Raw genomic sequence first — 16,410 nt, forward strand, 5'->3', positions numbered from 1 at the left:
ATAAAATGAAATATTTAAATATAAAAACAGGAGTTCTTGCACTTTCTCTAGCTTTAACGAGTGTAAGCTGTAGCAGGGATTTTACAGAAACGGTTTTTAATGAAAGTGAAATTGCATCTTCATGGAAATCTGCAGGGCAGATGCATTCATTTGTTTTAGGTGCATATGTAGATATGAGATCTCAATACTATTATGGAAAAGATTTCTCAATCTTTGCAGAAGTAAGATCTGATCATATGTTTAGTAATGGTAGGTCAGGGTATTATAACACGGTAGCTGGTTACGAAATGACTTCTGCTGATGCTTATGCTTCAAATACTTATAAGCAAATTTATAAAGTTGTAGCAAAGGCAAATAATATTGTTAATTTTGATATTAACTCACTAGATAATGCTGCTGCAAGTAAAGCTGAAGCGACGTATTATGTAGGACAGGCATACGCACTAAGAGCACAAAGCTTCTTTGATTTATTAAGATTATTTGGACAAAAATATATAGGGGGTAATGATGGTATTGTTCTTCCTTTGAAATTTGATCCGTTAAATAAACAAGGAAGATCTAGCATTGCTGATACCGAAAAACAGATTGAAGCAGATTTCGATGCAGCTATAACTAAAATGGAAAGTTCTAAAAGCTTTGACAGACCTGATAAAAGATCTGAAATCTCTGTTAATGCGGTAAAAGCATTAGCGGCAAGATATTACTTGTACAAAAACAATTATGCTAAAGTACAGTCTTTGGTAAATGATATTGTTGCAAGCAAGAAATATAAAGTTATAGAAAAAGATGCTTTAGTGAGTTCTTGGGAAGCAAGTGGCTCAGCTATGAACTCTATTTTTGAATTGGCTTATGGTGAAGTAGCTCAGCCAGGAGCAGCATCTTATGCATATATTATGAATAGTAGAGGTTATGCTAATACTGTTGTGAGTGATTCAGGTATGGCTTCTTATGCTAGTAATGATGCACGTCTTGGTCTAATTGAAAAAGTAGACGGAAGCTATTTCTTAAATAAAAAATTCCCAGGCCTTACAGGAGCAACCAGTATTCGTATTGTTCGTTTTGAAGAAGTTGTATTGGATGGAGCAGAAGCTGAATTTAAATTAGGTAATACAGCTAAAGCATTAGAATATCTTAATATGATTCTTGAAAATAGAGGGCTTGATAAAGCAACTTCTATTACAATGGAAAGCATTATGGCTGAAAGATCTAAGGAACTGATTGGTGAAGGTTTCAGAATGTGGGATTTGTTGAGATGGGGTGTAGAAGTTCCAAGACCAGCGGGGGCTAATAAAGATAAAAATTTAACAGCTTTCCCTATGCCAAGAGTTGAAACGGATCTTTCTGGTACATTAGTAAAAGGTAATCCTGGATATGATAATTATAGATAATTATAGATAATTATTAGTCAGATATAAGAAATTAATTTTCTTTAATTATAATCCCCGGACATTAATGTTCGGGGATTTTTGTATAAATATAATTAGGGTAAGTGTTTTTAGAGAAATTAAGGCGAAATAAACTTCACCTCTTTCACGACTGTATATAATATGATTATTATGCTTAATTGTTTGGATATGAGTAATAACAATTTGTAAGTATTGCAATTATAAATGTTTTTTGACCTGGATATGTGAATATTGATAGTTTTTTTTCTTCAAAAAGAATTAAAAACATATCAAAATTACAATTAGATTATGTTAAAATTTAACTTTTTTTTATATAGATAAATTATCTAATCCTTGTGTTAATTGGTGTTATGGTGCTTTATGCGTATTTCAAGAGCTTGTGTGTTATTGTTTTTTTTGGATATGTTAAAAATTATTAACATATTTGTAAAAGTTGAAATATTAAAATTTGTTAATATGAATGTAAAATTACGCGTGCTTAGTGCAGGTGTGCTGTTCTTTATTGGACACAGCGCTATGGCACAAAAGGTGAAAAAAGACACTGCTTCAGCAAAAGATATAGATGAGGTGGTAGTTGTAGGGTATGTTAAAAAGAGTGTTGCTCAATTAACAGGAAGCTCAACAACATTGAAAGGCTCTGATATTGATACTCCATCCGCTATTAGTGTTGATCAGGCATTGCAAGGTAAGGTACCTGGGGTTGTTGTTAATACTACTTCTGGTTCTCCGGGAGCATTTCAGGATATCAGAATCAGAGGTGTTGGTTCATTTACAGCATCAAATGCTCCGTTATTTGTAATTGATGGTGTTCCGGTTGTAAATGGAAATAATGCAGCTAATACGAATGTTACTACGCTTTCAGCATTAGCTAGTATAAGCAATGATGATATTGAGTCAATAACAGTACTTAAAGATGCTGCTTCTACTGCAGTATATGGTGCCAGAGGCTCTAATGGAGTTATTGTTATAACAACTAAAAGAGGAAAGAGAGGAAAGACCAAATTTAATTTATCATCCACCGTTGGGTTTCAGAATGAAGCATATAATAAAATGAATATGTTATCTGGAGCTCAGAGACTTGAATTATTAACTGAAGCTGTAGCTCATACTCTTAATTCAACTAATGATGTTGCATTAGCACGAATTAAATCCGATAATATTGGTAAATTCAATTTATGGGATGGGAAAGAATATGACTGGACAAGTTTATTAACTCGTAAAAATGCAGGGCTTTATGTAGTTAACTTAAGCGCTACGGGGGGTGATGATAAATCTACGTTTTATACTTCATTAGGATATAATAAAACTGAGCCTATTTCAATAGGTGATCCTTTTGAAAGAATAACAGGAGCATTTAATTATACAAGAAAGTTGACGGATAAAGTAAATTTTGAAACTTCTATTAATGGATCTTGGTTAAAGCAGAATCCTTTATTAGAAGGAGGTTCATTTTTTTCAAATCCTTACTTAACTAGGATCTTAATAACACCATGGGCTAGGCCATATAATGCAGATGGGTCTTATAATATTGATAACTTTTCTCAAATGACCTCCATTGCAAATACCTTATATACTCAGAAAAACAATATTCTGTGGAATAAACAGATGAGAGGTATGGTCAATACTAAGGTTGATTACAAAATCCTGAAAAATTTAACTTATACAACAAGATTAAATATTGATTATATGTTTAACGATTATAAACGCTATGACAATAGATATCATGGTGATGGTCGTAATGGTAATGGGTTTGCAGACAGAAGAAACACACAAAACTTTAATCTAGCATCAATAAATCAGTTAAATTTTGTTGAAAGATTTGGAGATCATAGGCTAGATGTATCCGCATTCTTTGAATATCAGAAAAACCAAAGAGATTTTCTTGGGGCAACAGGACAAAACTTTCCAACAGATGGTCTAACAAATCTTGATAATGCAAGTGCAAATTATACGGTAGGATCAAATTATTCAGATTGGAAGAATGCATCTTATTTTGGTGTATTAAACTATTCTTTTGCTAATAAATATATTTTAGATGCTACAATAAGAAGGGAAGGATCCTCAAGATTTTCCCCTGGTAAAAGATTCGGTACTTTCTGGTCTGTTGGGGCAGGATGGAATATACATAAAGAAAATTTCGTACCTAAATTCTTTAATGAATTAAAGTTAAGAACATCTTATGGATTAACAGGTAATAGTGGTGTTGATATTAATTCATACCAAGCAACACTTTCTTATGATGTTGCTTACGACGGAAATGGGGGATCTTACGTTACCAACTTTGGTAATCCAAATCTGACATGGGAGAAGAATAAAACTTTTGATGTAGGAATCGATTTCTCAATATGGAATTCTAGAATCAGTGGATCAGTGGATTATTATAATAAAAAGACATACGACTTGCTTCAGAATGTTCCATTATCCAGAACTACAGGTTTTACAATCCAGGCCCAAAATGTAGGATCGATGCGTAACAGTGGAATTGAAGCATCTTTGAATGTACAGATTATTAATTCTAAAGACTTTTCTTGGAGTATCTTTGGATCAATTGCTACTGTGAAAAATGAAATCTTAAAATTAGCACCTAGTGTAAATGGGGTGCCTATAGATCTTTATGCAGGTAGTGTATATAAAAAATCTGAAGAAGGCAGGGCTCTTCATAGTTGGTATATGCCGACTTGGGCTGGAGTTAATACACAGACAGGAGCTCCTGAGTGGTATATTAATGGTGTTGACGGAGATAAAACATCTGACTATAATAAGGCACAAAGAACATTTCAAGGAACAGCAATTCCCAAATACACGGGAGGATTTGGTACAAATATTAGTTATAAAAATGTTTTCTTAAATACTAGTTTCTATTATTCCGGAGGTCATAAAATTTATGAGCAATTTGCTCAGTTTTATTACAGAACCAATAGCTTTACTTTAGCAACATATAATGGTAGTGAAGATTTAATGGGAAGATGGCAAAAACCTGGAGATGTAACAGATATTCCAAAATTAGTATATAACGGCCAGGATAATTTTGATGCAACCTCTTCAAGGCATTTATATAAAGGAGATTTTATCCGTCTGAAGGATATTACTTTGGGGTATAATCTGCCTAAAGACTTTGTTAGTACAATTGGTTTAACGGGGCTTACACTAACTGTAAGGGGAACTAACTTATGGACCTATACATTTGATAGAAATTTGAAATTTGATCCGGAGGTTGATGTAAATGGGTATTCAAACTTAACGACACCTCCTGTAAAGTCTGTAATGTTTGGTGTTAATGTTCAATTTTAATAACTAGTAGAAAATGAAAAAAATAATATTAAAAGGTTTATTTAGTGCAGTTTTGATTGGTGGTGCATTATCATCTTGTAATGATAATTCTCTGGAACCAACTTTAACTCAATCTAAAGATTTAGAACAGAATACTAATACGTTAGATGATCTAAGGACTGTTTTAGCTGGAGGATATGATAGAATGCAGCATGTAAATTATTATGGAAGAGACATAATTATATTTGGAGAAGCAAGAACAGATAATGCTTTTTCTAATGCTAATTCAAATAGATTCGTTACAGTGTCTCAAATGAAAATGCTTGTTTCAGATGCTTATCCTAGTGATACATGGAATAAAATCTATCAGGCTATAGGGAATGCTAACATTGTAATTAATAAACAAGGGGCTACAGGAGATGCTGCTCAGCTTGATCATTTAAAAGGACAGGCTTATGCAATGAGAGCTCTGGGGCACTTTGATTTGTTAAGGCTTTTCGGGCAACAGTTTATTACTGGACAAGGAGGAATGGGTGCATTGGGTGTTCCATATGTAACAACATTTAGAGTTGCTGGGAACTTATTTCCTTCGAGAGAATCTGTTCAGCAGAATTATGATAATATTATGAAAGATTTAGATCAGGCAATTGCCTTAATGAATCCTTCATTAGATAATCAAACTAAACATTATTTTACATCATATTCAGCCCACGCTTTAAAGGCAAGAATCGCAACTTATTTTAAAAAATATGATATTGCAGAAAAAGAAGCTGGAATAGTAGTAAATTCTGGTAGATATACAATAGCAACAGCAACTAATTATGCTAATACCTTTAGTCAGAAATCAACAGCTAATGTTATTTTCTCTATTGCTATGAATGCAAATGATAATTTGGGTAATAATTCGTTAGCTAATATTTATAGAGGAGCTGCATATGGAGATATTGTTGCTCTAAAGGATTTATATGATGCTTATGGCAATGGAGATATTAGAAAAACCGCTACATTTATTAGTCAGAATGGAACTTCCACGGCAGAATACAGAAATATTGGAAAATATCCTTCTACAGCATCACCCGTAGATGATGTCCCTGTAATTAGGTTCGAAGAAGTTGTCTTATTATATGCTGAAGCATTATTAAATAATGGAAAAACTCCTGAAGCTCTTATTGAATTGAATAAGATTCCTTCAAATAGAAATGCTGCTCCTTATGCAAGTGCAACAATGCAAAATATTCTGTTAGAAAGGAGAAAAGAACTGGCTTTTGAAGGATTTAGATTTGATGATCTTGCCCGGACAGGTATGGATATGCCTTTAGTAGATAACCTGAGACAACGTTATGGTGTAGTGAAATTTGGCGAGTATAAGTACGCGTTTCCTATACCTCAAGCCGAAATTTCTGCAAACAATAATGTTAAACAGAATTTTGGATATCAGTAGGATACAAGTTTTAGCAATAAAAAAAGGAGTGGATTTACCACTCCTTTTTTAGTTTAGTTTTTACCAGAAAGGAAATCAACAATTTTGAATAATGATTTTTCATTTTTTATTGTAATATTTTGTTTCTTTATAAAATCTGGAAGATTATTATCCTTATATTTATTAAGAAGATTTCCAAATGATTTGTCGAGTTCAATAATCTCAGTATTGTTATAAATAAAATAAGATGGCTTTTCTTTTATGTATTCAGGATTCTTTGCAGATGAGTACCCGGTTTTGACTTCAGTTTCTTGTTTATCCAATACAATATGGTATTTTTTCAACAAATAAATATTGGGAGTAGAAGAAAGTACTACATAATAAATATTGTCTATTAATTTGATATGGGTGTTGTCATTAAAGGTAATGTCAGAGTATTGTTTTTCTTTTGGTAAGATATAAACAGTACCATCTTTTGCTAAAAACTCTATTTCATCAGTATAAACATTGTATTTAGCCTGTAATTTATATTTTACATTTGATATACTGCTTACAGAGTAATTATTGTCTAAATATGGAGACCCTCCGATTTCAGTATTTTTAGAAGCTCTTTTTACATCATAATTCATTATATCATTAAGGCTTCGGTTTAGTTCTTGAGAAAAAACAGTGATAGGTAAAATTAGGAATAAGGCTGTGTTAATTATTTTTTTCATATTTCAAAAATTTTCTTTTATAAAGTTAAATAAAATAAAGTCTACTTGTAAAAAATAGTATTTATTTTATTGCTCTTACTATGTTGTATACCAATATTTTTGTTGAAAAAATACTATATTAAAAATATTTAGCGTCAATTTATTGAAGCTATATTGATAACTAATTAGAAAAACAATACATTGCTTTTTTCTTTATTCTTTTTTCCATTCACTTCCCTACGATAATACTTTTTGAACAATTAATATGTTGTCATTCCTTATAAATTCCTGTTGATTTATATTTTTTACTATTCTATGAGATGCTCATTTAATAATGTTTTATTGAATGAGTAAGAAATCGTATGCCTACCTGTAAGGTAATGGAATGCGAATTTTTGTGAAAGCTGAAGTGGCGAAATTATCTTTAGCACATTATTACTATTCAGATATAATAAACATTATAGAGTTTGGTACTGTGCAATTTGGTTTTTAGCCTGTTTTCTGCATTTATATGACATTCATAAAGCAAATTATTTTTCAACTAAAGTTTCTTTTCACCTTTTTTGTCATAGAATACAAGGATACATAATCAACTGTTTCATGTGCTAAACTCTTTTTAGATATATAAGATAAAAAACTGAAACTAAAATTTGTTTAAATATGAATGTAAAATTACGCGTGCTTAGTGCTGGTGTTTTGTTCTTTATAGGGCATGGTGCATTAGCGCAAAAAGTGAAAAAAGACACTGCCTCAACAAAAGATATAGATGAGGTAGTAGTTGTAGGGTATGTTAAAAAGAGTGTTGCTCAATTAACAGGAAGTTCAACTACCTTAAAAGCTTCGGATATTGATACTCCATCCGCTATCAGTGTTGATCAGGCATTGCAAGGTAAGGTACCCGGGGTTGTTGTTAATACTTCTTCTGGTTCTCCGGGAGCATTTCAGGATATCAGAATCAGAGGTGTTGGTTCATTTACAGCATCAAATGCTCCGTTATTTGTAATTGATGGTGTTCCGGTTGTAAATGGAAATAATGCAGCTATTACGAATGTTACTACGCTTTCAGCATTAGCTAGTTTAAGCAATGATGATATTGAGTCAATAACGGTACTTAAAGATGCTGCTTCTACTGCAGTATATGGAGCCAGAGGCTCTAATGGAGTTATTGTTATAACAACTAAAAGAGGAAAGAAAGGGAAAACTGAATTTGATCTGTCCACTACTGTAGGATTTCAGAATGAAGCATATAATAAAATGAATATGTTATCTGGAAAACAAAGGTTAGAGCTACTGACAGAAGCTGTAGCTAATTCTCTTAACCTTTCTAAAGATCTTGCTTTTGAGAGGATTAAATCAAATAAAATAGGGAGATATAATCTGTGGGATGGGAAGGAATACAATTGGAAGGATTTATTGACGCGCAAAAATGCAGGGCTTTATGTAGTTAACTTAAGTGCTAAAGGAGGCGATGATAAATCTACTTTTTACACTTCATTAGGATATAATAAAACTGAGCCTATTTCAATAGGTGATCCTTTTGAAAGAATAACAGGAGCATTTAGTTATACAAGAAAGTTAACGGATAAAGTAAATTTTGAAACTTCTATTAACGGATCTTGGTTAAAGCAGAATCCTTTATTAGAAGGAGGTTCATTTTTTTCAAATCCTTATCTAACCAGGGTTTTGCTAACACCATGGGCTAGGCCATATAATGCAGATGGGTCTTATAATATTGATAACTTTTCTCAAATGACCTCCATTGCAAATACCTTATATACTCAGAAAAACAATATTCTGTGGAATAAACAGATGAGAGGTATGGTCAATACTAAGGTTGATTACAAAATCCTGAAAACTCTGACTTACACTACTCGGTTAAATATTGATTATATGTTTAATGATTATAAGAGTTATGATAACAGAAATCATGGTGATGGACGTAATAATAATGGTTCTGCGGATAGAAGGAATACGCAAAATTTCAACTGGGCATCAATAAATCAGTTAAACTTTGTTGAAAGATTTGGAGATCATAGGTTAGACGTATCCGCATTCTTTGAATATCAGAAAAACCAAAGAGATTTTCTTAGAGCAGCAGGACAAAACTTTCCAACGGATGGTCTAACAAATCTTGATAATGCAAGTGCAAATTATAGGGTAGAATCAAATTATTCAGATTGGAAGAATGCATCTTATTTTGGTGTATTAAACTATTCTTTTGCTAATAAATATATTTTAGATGCTACAATAAGAAGGGAAGGGTCCTCAAGATTTTCCCCTAATAAAAGATTCGGTACTTTCTGGTCTTTTGGGGCAGGATGGAATATACATAAAGAAAATTTTGTGCCTAAATTCTTTAATGAACTAAAGTTAAGAACATCTTATGGATTAACAGGTAATAGTGGTGTCGGAATTAATGCATATCAGGCAACACTTTCTTACAATGTGGCTTATGATGGAAATGGGGGGTCTTACGTTACCAACTTTGGTAATCCAAATCTGACATGGGAGAAGAATAAAACTTTTGATGCGGGAATTGATTTTTCTATATGGAATGCCAGAATTAGTGGGTCGGTAGATTATTATAACAGAAAGACTTTTGATTTGCTTCAGGATGTTCCTCTATCCAGAACAACCGGATTTACCAAGCAGGCTCAAAATGTAGGATCGATGCATAACAGTGGAATTGAAGCATCTTTGAACGTACAGATTATTAATTCAAAGAATTTTAATTGGAGTGTTTTTGGATCTGTAGCGACAGTAAAGAATACTATATTGAAACTGGCTCCTAGTGTCAATGGGTTGCCAATAGATGTATATGCAGGTAGCGAGTATAGGAAAGCAGTGGAAGGGATGCCTTTTCAGGGTTGGTTTATGCGTACGTGGGCTGGAGTTAATACACAGACAGGAGCTCCTGAATGGTATGTGAACGGAGTTGATGGAGAAAAGACTTCTGATTATAATAAAGCCCAAAGAGTGTTTCAGGGAACCGCTATTCCTAAATATACGGGAGGTTTCGGTACTAATCTTAGCTACAAAAACATATCTCTGAATGCTAGTTTCTATTACTCCGGAGGTCATAAAATTTATGAGCAATTTGCTCAGTTTTATTACAGGACCAATAGCTTTACTTTAGCAACATATAATGGTAGTGAAGATTTAATGGGAAGATGGCAAAAACCTGGAGATGTAACAGATATCCCCAAACTGGCTTTAAATGGGCAAGATAATTTTGATGCTGTTTCATCTAGGTATTTGTATAAGGGGGATTTTATCCGTCTAAAAGATATTACCTTAGGATATAGCCTTCCTCGGGATTTTGTTAATTCTATAGGGGTAACAGGTTTGAAATTAACTGTAAGGGGAACTAACTTATGGACCTATACATTCGACAGAAATTTAAAATTTGATCCGGAGGTTGATATAAATGGTTATTCAAACTTAACAACTCCCCCTGTAAAATCTGTAATGTTTGGAGTTAATGTGCAATTTTAATAATTAGTAAAAATGAGAAAAATAACAATAAAAATATTATTTAGTGTAATGCTAACAGGATTATTATGGTCCTGTAATGATAACTCTCTGGAGCCTACATTAGCACAGTCTAAAGATTTGGAGCAGAATGCGAAGACATTAGGAGATCTCAGAACTGTTTTAAATGGTGGTTATGACAGAATGCAACACCCATCTTATTATGGCAGAGATATGATTATTTATGGAGAAGCAAGGAGTGATAATGCTTTTTCTAATGCTAACTCTAATAGATTTGTGACTGTGTCTCAAATGAAAATGATTATAACAGATGGCTATCCCAATAATACATGGAATAAAATATATGAAGTAATAGGAAATGCCAATATTGTGATTAATAAACAGGGAGCAACAGGAGATGCTGCTCAGCTTGATCATTTAAAAGGACAGGCTTATGCAATGAGAGCTCTGGGACATTTTGATTTGTTAAGGCTTTTCGGGCAACAGTTTATTACTGGACAAGGAGGAATGGGGTCTATGGGAGTACCATACGTTGTAACGTTTAGAGAAGCTGGAGGCTTATTTCCTTCGAGAGAGACTGTTCAGCAGAATTATGATAATATAATGAAAGACTTAGATCAGGCAATAGCTTTGATGAACTCTTCTTTGGATAATCAGACAAAACATTATTTTACATCGTATTCAGCGAATGCGCTAAAAGCCAGAATTGCAGCATACTTCAAAAGATATGATATTGTGGAGAGGGAGGCTGGAATAGTGGTGAACTCCGGAAAATATACTATCGCTACGGCGGCCGGTTATGCCAATACTTTTAGCCAGAATTCGACAGCTAATGTTATTTTTTCTATTGCGATGAATGCCAACGATAATCTTGGTAATAATTCTTTAGCAAATATATATAGAGGTGCTGCCTATGGTGATATAGTTGCGCTGAAAGACTTATATGATATCTATGATAGTGCAGATGTAAGAAGAACCACAGCTTTTATTAGTCAGAATGGGGCTTCAACTGAGGAATATAGGAATATAGGAAAATATCCTTCTACTGCATCACCTATTGATGATATTCCGGTAATCAGAATAGAGGAAATAATTTTATTATATGCAGAAGCTCTATTGGCTAACGGGAAAGTATCTCAGGCGTTGACAGAACTAAATAAAATACCAGCTAATAGAAATGCTGTAACTTATACAAATGTAACGATGCAAAATATTCTGTTGGAAAGGAGAAAAGAACTGGCTTTTGAAGGATTTAGATTTGATGATATTGCAAGAACGGGAATGGATATGCCTTTAGTCGATAATTTAAGACAAAGGTACGGCGTTGTTAAATTTGGGGAGTATAATTATGCTTTTCCAATACCAGATGCAGAAGTTTCTGCTAATAGTAACATTAAACAAAACTTTGGATATAAATAATATTGAAGGTTTTAAGAAAGATAAGATGGGGTGCTTTTGCACCCCTTTTTTTTACTTTTATTGTTCTGTTTCTTTATAAAATCAGAGATTTATTTCAGATCAAATGATATGAGTAAATCTAAAGCTTCTTTTGATACAGCCATAGCGCAAGATTTCTCTGTTCTTGGGCTTTCAGGTAGGCTTCCTGCTTATATGGCAGATTCAAGGGTTGTTTATAACAACTCGTTAGAGCGAATTATGGAGCAGAAATGGATAACAATGTTTCAGAGCGCTTATGAATCACGGGTAGACTGGAGAAGAACAGGTTTTCTAGTCTTTACAACAATACCCTCATTCAATACGACTGGAAATACTATTCCAAGAAGGCTTTCCTATCCGCAGATAGAGATTAATGTCAATACGAGTTCATTACAAAATGGTCCAGGGATACCTGTCCCATTCGAGTCCCTTAAGACCAAAGTTTGGTGGGATCAGTAAATTGATTGTAATTTTATAGTTACTAATGAAAAAACCGGAAGAAATTTCTTCCGGTTTTTTCTATTTTATAAATAATTAAATATTTAATATCCAGGAAGCTATGTTGAAAAGTGAAAGTAGTTTTTATTTGCTTTTTCAATTGATACCAAAGCGAGGAGAATTTACATAGCTAATTCACTATATTTTTAGAAAATACGCTATTTTTTTAATTGTTCTCTCAGGAAAACAATCTCTTCCTTAAGTTCAGATATTCTCTCCTTGTACGACAAGATTAATTTTTCATAGAGTTCCTTATCTTCTTTATACCTTTTCTCCAACTCATTAATGATGTTTTTCTCATCTTCCTGACTGTAGGCTTTTAAAGACTCTTTTACACTTGTGCCGGGAATATCTTTTTTCAACATTTTTCCCTCTCCTGTCAGAAACCAGTCAGGATTTATTTCAGGATATGCCTTTAGTATCTGCTCTATCTTCGAAGACCCGATATCTTTCCTTACCTTATCTAAAAAGCCATTAGATAGCCCTGCTTCTTTATAGAATCTGTTCTTGTTAATTCCCTTAAAATCGATAATCTGTAGAATTCTGTCAATGATCAAAATGTTAAAGTTTAGATTATTTACTATAAAAATTTGGTTTTCTAGAAAATACTCTATATACTTGTTTCTTAATTGAAACAAAAAGAGCAATGAACAAACCTACAAAAAAAAGACAGACTTACAACACTGAAGCTGTAAAAGTTCTGGCAGATGAGTTTGAGGTTACACCTCAATTTGTTAGACAATGTATTCGTAAAGAAAAATATAGTCTTACTGCAGATGCTATACGTAAGAAATATTACGAATTAGCAGGCCCTTCAGAAAGAGCTATAAATGATTTTAGAACTGGTCATTAGTTTTACAAAATGAACAGGATCCGGTAATCCGGATAAAAAGGAGTGTATAATGTTTGGATAAAATTTTAAACTATAGACACTTTACGAAAGACCACTAGTAAAAGTATATCATGAATACTAATAGTGGAATAATCCCGGGAAACAGTGCTGATGTGATGTAGTACATGTACGATTGACAACAAATAACAAAAAATATCAACGGTTTCCTATTTCTTCACAGGGAATTACTAGTGTAAAATTACACGGGTAATAATACTCCCGAAAATATACTGCAACAGAATCTGGATGGTATTTTTAGATAAAGTACTTTTCGGTTGTATGTTCATGGCGCATTCATAGATTAAACATTTTAGTTTCAGTAATTATTTCAATCATTGCCATTTCCCTAACTCGGTATAGCATCTAAATCTTGTATTATACCAGGTTCCTGTTGCTTTAACAAACCTATAGTTATATAATAAATCTGTTAATATGAAAATAAAATTACACATGCTTAGTGCAGGCGTTTTGTTCTTTATAGGACAGGGACTGCTAGCACAAAAGAAAAAGCCGGATACTGCCAAAGTAAAACATATTGCCGAGGTTATTGTTTTGGGCTATAATAAACGACTGTCAAAACCAAAAGATGTTTCCGCAAATACAGTTGTTACGGCAGAAAGGCTTGAAGATAGGCCTAACATATCATTCCTGAATTCATTACAAGGCTCTACACCGGGACTGACAATTGCTTCTAATTCCGGATCTCCTGGTTCAGCAAAGATAGATGTAATCATTAGAGGGATTTCATCTATCAGTGCAAGCACGGAGCCTCTTGTTATTTTAGATGGAGTACCCACTAATGCAAATCAGTTTAGAAATCTTAATTCAGAAGATATAGAATCCGTTACAGTGCTGAAAGATGCTGCTGCTACCTCAATCTATGGAAACAGAGGTGCAAATGGAGTCTTGTTAATCAGGACAAAATCAGGAAAATATAATGCTCCTCTGAAAGTGAGTTATAGTACTACAACGGGAATAAGTAGTCTTCCGAAGCATAGCTATAATCTGGCAAATGCATCCCAATTTCTTACTATCCAAAAGAGATTGGGATTGAACCCCGCATTAGGTATGACTGATGATGAGATAGCGAATTACCCGATTAATACTGATTGGCGAAAAGTATTCTTTAAGCAGGACTTAACAATGCAGCATAATCTGCAACTATCAGGGGGAGGGGAGAATGTGAATGGGTATGCATCAGTTGGGTATCTAGAGCAAGGAGGTATGGTTCCAAATACAGATTTTAAACGGATGACGATGAGGACAAACCTGAACGGAAAGTCTAAAGATAACAAGTTAACCTTTTCAACTCAGGCAGCTGTAGGGTTTTCCAGAAGAAATCAATTAAATCAGGAAGATAATAGTGGATTGAATTCTAATGCCATTCAGAATCCATTATTAGGATCGCTTGGAGGACTTCCGTATTTGGAGTCGGGGAAATATAAAACCGGGCAAGAGCTATTAGATGCTATTGGTAGCAATTTTTCAGGAGGACGTGATATTTATGTCTTGGAAGATAATATAAGAAAGGGGTATCTCAGTATGTTTAACCGTTATGAGGAAATCAACACTTTCCTGAATGGAAGTATAAATTATAAAATTACAGATAATATTACGATAAGTAATACAACCGGAGCCGACTACAGGGTAAGTAACAGGTTTACAGGGAGAGCTCCTTGGGGATATCTGGCATTAGTTGTGGCTAGAAATTCTAATACCCAGTATGGGGGCAATGAGACGCAGCAGAATACTAGGGAGCTTAATTTAAATTCAGTAACCAAGGCTTTGTTCAATAAAATTTGGGGAAGGCATAGTCTCGATTTAGGCGCATATCTGGAATATACAAAAGTTCATTATTTCTCTACCTCGCAGACTCAAAACGGATTGAACCCTAAGACTTGGGCTTTGGGTGCAGGAAGTGGATATGTTCCTTATAATGCAGCCGACCCTAATAAATATATACCAGGCGTTTCCTCGGGTAAAATTAATGCCGGAGCACTCTCTTATTTTGGTACTCTGGATTATGACTTTGGTGAAAAATATGGACTTGGCGCTGTTGTGAGAAGAGATGGTAGTTATCGTTTTACTAAAGAAAACAGATGGGGTACCTTCTGGTCTGTGGCAGGACGATGGAATATTGATAAAGAATCGTTTATGGAAGGTGCAGGATTTGGAATGCTTAAATTACGAGCCTCATACGGAACACAAGGAAATCAGAATATTGTAGGAGCAGCGGGAGGGAATAATGCACTGCTTTTAAGTCCTAATATTATATATGATCTCAATTCCGCTACAAATGGTTATGATAATAATGTCGGGATATCGGTAAGTAATATTGCGAATAAAACGTTGGTATGGGAGGAAATTACCCAATTAAATGTTGGTTTAGACTTTAGTGTCTTTAAAAATAAGTTGGATGGTAACATTGATTTTTATGAGAAAAAGACAAGTCAACTTTATAACGATCTAAGATCATCTGCTATTACAGGCTTTTATACTTACAAAGGGAATTTTGGAGATCTGAAAAATACAGGATTTGAAGTAGCATTAAATTATAAAATTATAGATAATGCGAATACCAAAATTGCCTTATTTGCAAACGCTTCGTGGAATAAGAATAAGCTTACAAGACTGGAGGTTCCTGTTAGATCTGGATCTTTATTAATGGAAGAAGGAGGTCCGCTGAACCAATGGAATCTTGTGCCATGGTTAGGTGTTAATATTGAAAATGGAAATGGACAGTATTTGGCGGCAGATGGTAGTATTACAGAACGCCCAACAGATGCTGATAGACGAAAGAAAAATAATAATTTCTTTCCGGCTTATGTTGGTGGATTCGGGTTTAAGGCTTCTCATAAAGGTTTCTTCCTGGATACATTCTTTACTTTTCAGGCAGGTTTCTATAGATCCGACAATCAATTGGTATGGGCAATGAATCCTTCATACGCAGCATCTGGCACCAATGTTTCAGCGGAATTGTTAAATGCATGGACGCCTCAGAATAAAAACACATCTATACCAGCTTTAAAGGCTCCTGATTATTCTGCTATAAGTGACAGATTCTTATTCGATGCCTCATTTATACGGTTAAAATCTGTTATGATCGGATATAATCTTCCTAAAGATTATTTAGATAAAGGATTTGTAAAATCATTGAAAATTTTTCTACAAGGAGAAAACCTGGCTGTATTTACAAAATGGAAGGGATTTGATCCTGAAGGATTAGGGACATATCCTTTAAGTATTTATCCAAACCCTAAAATTGTATCAATTGGTGCAAGTATCGATTTTTAAATTTTA

At 33.8% G+C, this 16,410-nt stretch carries 10 protein-coding genes; 8 read left to right on the plus strand and 2 right to left on the minus strand.

Going from position 1 to position 16,410, the window contains the following annotated elements; genetic code table 11:
* Positions 1–5 precede the first annotated feature (5 nt).
* From AYC65_RS19040 to AYC65_RS19050, 3 genes are all read left to right on the plus strand, one after another.
* Positions 6–1,388, plus strand: coding sequence for a RagB/SusD family nutrient uptake outer membrane protein (locus AYC65_RS19040; protein ID WP_034871659.1), 1,383 nt, complete (start codon positions 6–8; stop codon positions 1,386–1,388).
* Positions 1,389–1,862: 474 nt separating this feature from the next.
* Positions 1,863–4,697: a SusC/RagA family TonB-linked outer membrane protein gene (locus tag AYC65_RS19045; RefSeq protein WP_034871966.1), complete on the plus strand. Its 2,835-nt coding sequence runs from the start codon at positions 1,863–1,865 to the stop codon at positions 4,695–4,697.
* Positions 4,698–4,710: 13 nt separating this feature from the next.
* On the plus strand, positions 4,711–6,117 hold the full coding sequence (locus AYC65_RS19050; protein WP_034871658.1) for a RagB/SusD family nutrient uptake outer membrane protein: 1,407 nt from the start codon (positions 4,711–4,713) through the stop codon (positions 6,115–6,117).
* A 53-nt stretch (positions 6,118–6,170) separates the two neighbouring features.
* Here AYC65_RS19050 and AYC65_RS19055 read toward each other — a convergent pair whose 3' ends face one another.
* Positions 6,171–6,812, minus strand: coding sequence for a hypothetical protein (locus tag AYC65_RS19055; protein ID WP_034871657.1), 642 nt, complete (start codon positions 6,810–6,812; stop codon positions 6,171–6,173).
* Positions 6,813–7,451: 639 nt separating this feature from the next.
* On the opposite strand from AYC65_RS19055, the gene AYC65_RS19060 reads away from it, so the two are divergent.
* From AYC65_RS19060 to AYC65_RS19070, 3 genes are read left to right on the plus strand one after another with little or no spacing between them, the layout of a single operon-like run.
* On the plus strand, positions 7,452–10,286 hold the full coding sequence (locus AYC65_RS19060) for a SusC/RagA family TonB-linked outer membrane protein (RefSeq protein WP_034871656.1): 2,835 nt from the start codon (positions 7,452–7,454) through the stop codon (positions 10,284–10,286).
* Positions 10,287–10,298: 12 nt separating this feature from the next.
* The gene (locus tag AYC65_RS19065; RefSeq protein WP_034871655.1) at positions 10,299–11,702 is read left to right on the plus strand and encodes a RagB/SusD family nutrient uptake outer membrane protein; all 1,404 of its coding nucleotides are present in this window, start codon (positions 10,299–10,301) and stop codon (positions 11,700–11,702) included.
* Between the two features lie 30 nt (positions 11,703–11,732).
* The gene (locus AYC65_RS19070) at positions 11,733–12,179 is read left to right on the plus strand and encodes a SusD/RagB family nutrient-binding outer membrane lipoprotein (protein WP_257788228.1); all 447 of its coding nucleotides are present in this window, start codon (positions 11,733–11,735) and stop codon (positions 12,177–12,179) included.
* A gap of 197 nt (positions 12,180–12,376) precedes the next feature.
* Here AYC65_RS19070 and AYC65_RS19075 read toward each other — a convergent pair whose 3' ends face one another.
* Entirely contained in the window at positions 12,377–12,775 is a 399-nt protein-coding gene (locus AYC65_RS19075; RefSeq protein WP_034871964.1) for a hypothetical protein, read from the minus strand.
* A gap of 89 nt (positions 12,776–12,864) precedes the next feature.
* On the opposite strand from AYC65_RS19075, the gene AYC65_RS19080 reads away from it, so the two are divergent.
* Together AYC65_RS19080 and AYC65_RS19085 are read left to right on the plus strand one after the other, a co-directional pair.
* Positions 12,865–13,071, plus strand: coding sequence for a hypothetical protein (locus AYC65_RS19080; RefSeq protein WP_034871653.1), 207 nt, complete (start codon positions 12,865–12,867; stop codon positions 13,069–13,071).
* Between the two features lie 471 nt (positions 13,072–13,542).
* Positions 13,543–16,404 carry a SusC/RagA family TonB-linked outer membrane protein gene (locus AYC65_RS19085; protein WP_034871652.1) on the plus strand — a complete coding sequence of 954 codons (2,862 nt, stop codon included), beginning with the start codon at positions 13,543–13,545 and terminating at the stop codon, positions 16,402–16,404.
* Positions 16,405–16,410 lie beyond the last annotated feature (6 nt).

Origin of the sequence: Elizabethkingia bruuniana (genome assembly GCF_002024805.1) — a bacterium.
GTDB lineage: Bacteria > Bacteroidota > Bacteroidia > Flavobacteriales > Weeksellaceae > Elizabethkingia > Elizabethkingia bruuniana.

Bases quoted from the DNA above. Each gene is read 5' to 3' on its own strand.
- AYC65_RS19040 (WP_034871659.1), top strand. From the start codon at position 6: ATGAAATATTTAAATATAAAAACAGGAGTTCTTGCACTTTCTCTAGCT.
- AYC65_RS19045 (WP_034871966.1), top strand. From the start codon at position 1,863: ATGAATGTAAAATTACGCGTGCTTAGTGCAGGTGTGCTGTTCTTTATT.
- AYC65_RS19050 (WP_034871658.1), top strand. From the start codon at position 4,711: ATGAAAAAAATAATATTAAAAGGTTTATTTAGTGCAGTTTTGATTGGT.
- AYC65_RS19055 (WP_034871657.1), bottom strand. From the start codon at position 6,812: ATGAAAAAAATAATTAACACAGCCTTATTCCTAATTTTACCTATCACT.
- AYC65_RS19060 (WP_034871656.1), top strand. From the start codon at position 7,452: ATGAATGTAAAATTACGCGTGCTTAGTGCTGGTGTTTTGTTCTTTATA.
- AYC65_RS19065 (WP_034871655.1), top strand. From the start codon at position 10,299: ATGAGAAAAATAACAATAAAAATATTATTTAGTGTAATGCTAACAGGA.
- AYC65_RS19080 (WP_034871653.1), top strand. From the start codon at position 12,865: ATGAACAAACCTACAAAAAAAAGACAGACTTACAACACTGAAGCTGTA.
- AYC65_RS19085 (WP_034871652.1), top strand. From the start codon at position 13,543: ATGAAAATAAAATTACACATGCTTAGTGCAGGCGTTTTGTTCTTTATA.